General features: G+C 70.4%; 6 protein-coding genes. 4 read left to right on the top strand and 2 right to left on the bottom strand.

Annotation, left to right across the window (positions count from 1 at the left end; translation table 11 throughout):
• The 3 genes from D477_RS19080 to D477_RS19070 form a co-directional block, all read left to right on the top strand.
• On the top strand, positions 1–933 hold a 933-nt coding region (locus D477_RS19080), incomplete at its 5' end, for a putative F420-0 ABC transporter substrate-binding protein (protein WP_005273900.1).
• A 2-nt stretch (positions 934–935) separates the two neighbouring features.
• Positions 936–2,057: a putative F420-0 ABC transporter permease subunit gene (locus tag D477_RS19075; RefSeq protein ID WP_005273897.1), complete on the top strand. Its 1,122-nt coding sequence runs from the start codon at positions 936–938 to the stop codon at positions 2,055–2,057.
• Positions 2,054–2,923: an ABC transporter ATP-binding protein gene (locus D477_RS19070; RefSeq protein ID WP_005273893.1), complete on the top strand. Its 870-nt coding sequence runs from the start codon at positions 2,054–2,056 to the stop codon at positions 2,921–2,923. The genes D477_RS19075 and D477_RS19070 overlap by 4 nt, the downstream gene beginning before the upstream one ends.
• On the opposite strand, the gene D477_RS19065 is transcribed toward D477_RS19070, so the two are convergent.
• Both D477_RS19065 and D477_RS19060 read right to left on the bottom strand, forming a co-directional pair.
• The gene (locus D477_RS19065) at positions 2,836–3,732 is read right to left on the bottom strand and encodes a coenzyme F420-0:L-glutamate ligase (protein ID WP_005273889.1); all 897 of its coding nucleotides are present in this window, start codon (positions 3,730–3,732) and stop codon (positions 2,836–2,838) included. The two genes, D477_RS19070 and D477_RS19065, sit on opposite strands and share 88 nt — an antisense overlap.
• The gene (locus tag D477_RS19060; protein WP_005273888.1) at positions 3,729–4,733 is read right to left on the bottom strand and encodes a TIGR03557 family F420-dependent LLM class oxidoreductase; all 1,005 of its coding nucleotides are present in this window, start codon (positions 4,731–4,733) and stop codon (positions 3,729–3,731) included. The genes D477_RS19065 and D477_RS19060 overlap by 4 nt, the downstream gene beginning before the upstream one ends.
• A 239-nt stretch (positions 4,734–4,972) precedes the next feature.
• On the opposite strand from D477_RS19060, the gene D477_RS19055 reads away from it, so the two are divergent.
• Positions 4,973–5,664 (top strand): thiamine pyrophosphate-binding protein (locus D477_RS19055; RefSeq protein WP_005273885.1); only part of this gene is annotated, 692 nt, incomplete at its 3' end.

The following is a 5,664-nucleotide window of genomic DNA, read 5'->3' as shown; positions in this document are numbered from 1 at the left end:
GCCGGTCCCGACGCCCTGGCGACCCGCTCCCCCACTGGACCCGACGACGGCGCGGTAGCTCCGGCGTCGGGCTTTCCATTCACGGTGGACAACTGCGGCACCGAGGTCACGTTCAGCGCACCGCCGCAGCGCGTGGTCACCATCAAGTCCACCAGTACGGAACTGCTGCTCGCCCTCGGCCTGGGCGAGCGCATCGTGGGATCGGCTTTCGCGGACGGCCCGGTGCCCGAGCGGTGGCGGCAGGACATCCCGGTGATCTCCGAACAGCTCCCGGCGCAGGAACCGGTGCTGGCCCTGGAGCCGGACTTCGTCTACGCCGGCTGGGAATCGAATTTCTCCGCGGATGGCGCCGGCGAGCGCACGGCGCTGGGCAGGCTGGGCATCGACACCTACGTCTCCCCCGCGGCGTGCCGGGAGCCGGGCTACCAGCCGGATCCGCTGACCTTCGAGCAGATCTTCGCGGACATCCACGAGATGGGCAGGATTTTCGCCGCGGAACCCCAGGCCGAGCGGCTCGTCGTCGCACAGCGCGAACAGCTCAAGGCCGTGGAGCCGGACGGCCGGGGACTGTCCGCCCTCTGGTACAGCTCCGGCTCGGACACCCCGTATGTCGGCGGCGGCACCGGAGCCCCTCAGCTGGTCTTGGAGGCGGCGGGGCTGCGGAATGTGGCCGCCGATGTGGACCAGGCCTGGTCGCCGCTGTCCTGGGAGGTGGTCGCGGAGCGGAATCCCGAGGTGATCGTGCTGGTGGATTCCAGCTGGAGCAGCCTCAAGAAGAAAATCGGCGTGCTCGAGGCCCATCCGGTGATCTCGCAGCTGGATGCCGTCAGGGAGAGCCGGTACCTGGTGGTGCCGTTCGCCGCCGCCGAGGCCGGGGTCCGCAGCGTCGAGACCGTCCAGTCCTTGGTGGACCAGCTGGCGGAACTGGACTAAGCATGAGTTTGCGCGAGCACACCGGGCGGGAGATTACGACGGCGGCACGCACCTTCGCGGTCCGGTCCCGCAGCAGGCGCGGCGGGAAGCGTCAGCGCTTTGGGCCGGGGTCCGGGCTGCTGTGGGGCCTGGTCCTGCTGGCGTTGCTGGCCGTCTCGGTGCTGGTCGCCGTCTCGATCGGGCCGGCCAGCCTGTCGCCGCCGCAGGTCCTCGGTTCCGTCCTCCAGCATCTGGGGCTTCGGCCGGAAGCATCCGCCGGCGCGGGCCTGACCCCGATCCAGGACGGCATCGTGTGGGAGCTGCGGCTGCCCCGGGTGCTGACGGCGGCAGTGGTCGGGGCCGGCCTGGCGGTCAGCGGTGCGGTCATGCAGGCGCTCACCCGGAATCCGCTGGCCGACCCGTACCTGCTGGGGCTGAGCTCCGGTGCTGCCTTGGGCGCCGTCGCGGTCCTCCTGCTGGGTGCGGCCGTGCTGCTGCCGGTGGCCGCGTTCGCCGGAGCGATGGCGGCCCTGGTGCTCACGCTCGGGCTGGCTTCGGCCCTTGGCGTCATCACGCCGACCCGCACCGTGCTCGCCGGGCTGGCCGTCTCCGCGCTGGCGTCCGCGCTGACGTCCTTCATCATCTTCTTCTCCGCGCAGGGCGACTCCTACCGCGAGGTGCTCAGCTGGCTGATGGGCTCGCTGTCCGCCGCGACGTGGAACTCGGTCGCGATTACGGTGACCGCTTTCGTTGTGGCGGGGACACCGGTGCTGCTGGCCGGCCGGGTTCTGGACGGCTTTGCCTTCGGCGACACCTCGGCCGCGGCACTGGGGCTCAACGTGAGCGCCATCCGCTGGCTCCTGCTGGCTGGAACCGCCGTACTCACCGGCGCCATGGTCTCGGTCAGCGGATCCATCGGGTTCGTCGGCCTGATCCTCCCGCACGCCGTCCGGCTGCTGACCGGAGCGCGGCACCGCGCCCTGCTTCCGCTTTCGGCCCTGGCCGGAGCCCTGTTCATGGTCTGGGCGGACACTCTGGCGCGGACGCTGTTCGATCCGCGCGAGATTCCCGTCGGCATCATTACCGCGCTGCTGGGCGCGCCGGTCTTCATCGCCATGCTGTGGGGCAGGAGGGCCGCCGCATGAACCTCCGGGGCGCCGGCCTGGCCTACCGGGCCGGCGGCAAACTGATCCTCGATGGCGTGGACTGCGCGGTCCCGGCAGGCACCGTCACCGGACTGCTGGGGCCCAACGGCTCCGGAAAGACGAGCCTGCTGCAGCTGCTCGCCGCCGTCGCCGCGCCGAACGCCGGGTCCGTCCTGCTGGACGGCTCGGACCTCCGCCGCCTGCCGCGGAAGGAGCGCGCCCGGCGGCTGGCCCTGGTGGAGCAAAGCGCCGCCACGGACCTGCCGCTGACCGTGCTGGATGCCGTGCTGCTGGGCCGGCTGCCCTACCGTTCCCTGCTGGCCGGCACCAGCGGGGAAGACCTGGACATCGCCCGGCGCTGCCTGGCCGATGTGGGCCTGGACGCCTTCGCCGACCGCCGCTACTCCACGCTGTCCGGCGGCGAGCGCCAGCGGGTCCAGCTGGCCAAGGCCCTCGCCCAGGAACCGGACGTGCTGCTGCTGGATGAGCCGACCAACCATCTGGACATCAACGCCCAGCTGTCGGCCATGGAGCTGGTCCGGAACCTTGCCGCCGGCGGTGTGGCCGTGCTGGCGGCCTTGCACGACATCAATATCGCGGCCGCCTACTGCGACCAGGTGATCGTCCTGCACCAAGGCCGGGTGGCGGCAGCCGGTCCCACCGACGGCGTCCTGACGCCCGCCCTGATCCGCCGGGTCTACGGCGTGGACGCCGTCGTGCTGGAGCACCCGGTCACGGGCAGGCCGTTGGTGGCGCTGAGCCCGTTGCCCCAAGAGTCTCAGCCACCGTCCTTGCCGGATTCCGCACCGATCGGCGCGTCGGCAAGTTCCCCGCCGCGTGAACCGTCAGCGAGTCCGGCCCTGTAGCCCTGCCGGAAACCTTCCCGCCGGCCGGCCTCGAACCCCTCCTGCCGGCCGGCCTCCATCGCTTCGGCCGTGCCCAGCCGGAACATGTCCTGTTCGGCAGACCGGATGAGCGCGGCCGCACCCGCCTCCGGAAGGTGCGCCCCGCCGTCGTTGTTGACCGCCGCAACCAGGCTGCCCAGCCCGCGCACCACCGCCACCGGACAGCCGCTGATCTTGCCCTTGACCAGGTCCGCGGCGGAGGCGATCTCGTCCGCGACGGCGGTGACCGTGCCACTCAGCCGACGGCCGGCACTGTCCACGGAACCGCGCAGGTCGGCCAGCGGCGCCAGCCCGGCCACGCCGATCGCGGCATCCGTCTGCCCGTTCCGCCAGGGCCTGCCGAGGGTATCCGTAATAACGACCGCGACGTTCACTCCGCAGCACCGGTGCAGTTCCGCGCGGAGCCGGCGGGCGGAGGCATCCGGGTCAACCGGCAGCAGGAGGACGGTGCCCTCGGGCGTATTGCTGGCATCCACGCCGGCCGCGGCCGAGACGATGCCGAGGCGGTTCTCCACGATCCGGGTCACGCCGTTTTCATGGGTCCGCGTGGCGACCACCCGGACCGTTTCCGCGGTGATGGCTTCCTCGCGGTCCGCCGCCGGTAGCACGCGGCCCTCGGCCTTGGACACGATCTTGGACGTCACCGCGAGGATGTCGCCGTCGTGGAGTTCGCCGCCGGCGGCCGCCTCAATGATGGCGGCCAGGTCGTCGCCGGCGATGATCTCGCCGATCCCCTCGACGGCGAAAACCGACAGCGCGCGCAGGCTCATCGGGTCAGCGCCGGGATGACGTTGGCGCCGAAGACCTCGATCCACTCCCGCTGGTTGCGGCCCACGTTGTGCAGGTAGATGCGGTCAAACCCCAGGTCCGCGAACTTCTGGATGGCAGCGCGGTGCACATCCGGATCCTCGGAGATGACCATCCGGCCCTCGAAGTCTTCCGGCCGGACCAGCTTGGCCATCTGCTCCAACTCGAAGGGCGAGCGGATGTCGGCCTTGGGGAATTTCATGCCGCCGTTGGGCCATTCCGTCATCGCGTTGGACAAGGCTTCCTCATAGGTCGGAGCCCAGCTCAGGTGCAGCTGGAGCACCTTCGGCATACCCGAGGGATCCTTGCCCGCTTCCTTGGCACCGGCGTCGAACCGGTCGAAGAGCATCGCCACCTTGTCCAGCGGCGCCCCGACCGTGATCAACCCGCCGGCATGCTTGCCTGCCCGCTTGGCGGTCACCGGGCCGGCCGTGGCCACCAGGATTTCCGGCGGCACCTCGGGCATGGTCCACAGCCTGGTCGACTCCATCTTGTAGTAGGTGCCGGCATGCCGGACGTCCTTGCCCGCGAGCGAATTTGCGAAGAGCTTGTTGATGATCTCGATCGCCTCGAACATCCGGTTGATCCGCTCCGGCGGTTCCGGCCAGTACTGCGCCATGACGTGCTCATTCAGCGCCTCGCCGGAGCCCAGCCCCAGCCAGTGCCGGCCCGGGTACATCGCGGCCAGCGTCGCCGACGCCTGCGCCACCATCGCCGGATGCCAGCGGAAACTGGGGCAGGTGACGCCCGGCCCGATGTCGCCCGTGGTCCGCTCGCCCAAGGCCGAGAGCACGTTCCAGACGAACGCCGATTGACCCTGCGCAGGCACCCAGGGCTGGAAATGGTCCGCCGCCATGACGCCTGAGAAGCCGTTCCGCTCCGCGTGCTCGGCGAGCGCCACCGCCTCGCTCGGGTGGAACTGCTCGAGCATCGCCGCATAGCCGACCGTCAGTGACTTTGCCATGACCGCATGATTCCACCCGGAGGTTTGGGAAAACAATAGAGCTGCTGCGGCCAGCTGGCATCTGCCTCACGCTGCTGCGCTCCCCGCTGGCCAGACAGTTTGTATAACCAACTGGGGCTTTGATGGGTCAAGATGCACACGCTGTCCAGTACATCAGTGGCTGATTGCGCAGTGGCCCGGGCTCAGGTCACACTCATGGGCAAGAGACCATGTTGTCCTGAGCCCTGAGGAGTCCCGCCATGACCGCCGTCGCAGACCGCCCCGCAAACGCTGCCGCCAGCCTCGCTACTGAGGCCATCGCCACCGTCCCCCAGGCCGTGGCCCGGGTCGTGCGCGAGCGTGCCACCGTCCTGTTCGGGCTGATGGGCAATGGCAACGCCCACCTGATCAGCGAGCTGACCAGTACCGGCTTCCCCTTTGTCACCGTGCGCCATGAAGCCGGCGCGGTCGCCGCGGCGGACGCGTACTTCCGCGCGTCCGGGCAGCCGGCCACGGCCACCGTCACCTACGGTGCCGGGTTCACGAATACGCTCACCGCCCTGTCCGAGGCTGCCATCGCCCGGATCCCGCTGATCCTGATCGTCGGCGACGCCCCTTCCTCCGGGCCGCGCTTCTTCGATGTTGACCAAGTCGGCATGGCCGCCGCGGCCGGAGTCGAGACGGTGCGCCTGGACGCCTGCGACCCGGCCGCCCAGGTCCATGACGCCTACGACCGCGCCGCGGCGGAATCCCGGCCGATCGTCGTCGCCATCCCTTATGACCTGGTGGAGGTCCCGGTCCAGGCCGCCACCCAGCCGGCCGGAGCACCGCAACTCACGATGCCGGCCCCCGCCACCGCGCTCTCGGCAGCGGAGCTGGAGCCGCTGATCGCCGCGCTGCGCGGCGCCGAGCGGCCGCTGATCATTGCCGGCCGCGGCGTCGTCGATTCCGC

Source organism: Arthrobacter crystallopoietes BAB-32 (assembly GCF_000328305.2).
GTDB lineage: Bacteria > Actinomycetota > Actinomycetes > Actinomycetales > Micrococcaceae > Crystallibacter > Crystallibacter crystallopoietes_A.
The sequence above is the reverse complement of the archived record's forward strand: the minus strand, read 5'-3'. Positions and strand labels throughout refer to the sequence as shown.

Bases quoted from the DNA above. Each gene is read 5' to 3' on its own strand.
- D477_RS19060 (WP_005273888.1), bottom strand. From the start codon at position 4,733: ATGGCAAAGTCACTGACGGTCGGCTATGCGGCGATGCTCGAGCAGTTC.
- D477_RS19065 (WP_005273889.1), bottom strand. From the start codon at position 3,732: ATGAGCCTGCGCGCGCTGTCGGTTTTCGCCGTCGAGGGGATCGGCGAG.
- D477_RS19070 (WP_005273893.1), top strand. From the start codon at position 2,054: ATGAACCTCCGGGGCGCCGGCCTGGCCTACCGGGCCGGCGGCAAACTG.
- D477_RS19075 (WP_005273897.1), top strand. From the start codon at position 936: ATGAGTTTGCGCGAGCACACCGGGCGGGAGATTACGACGGCGGCACGC.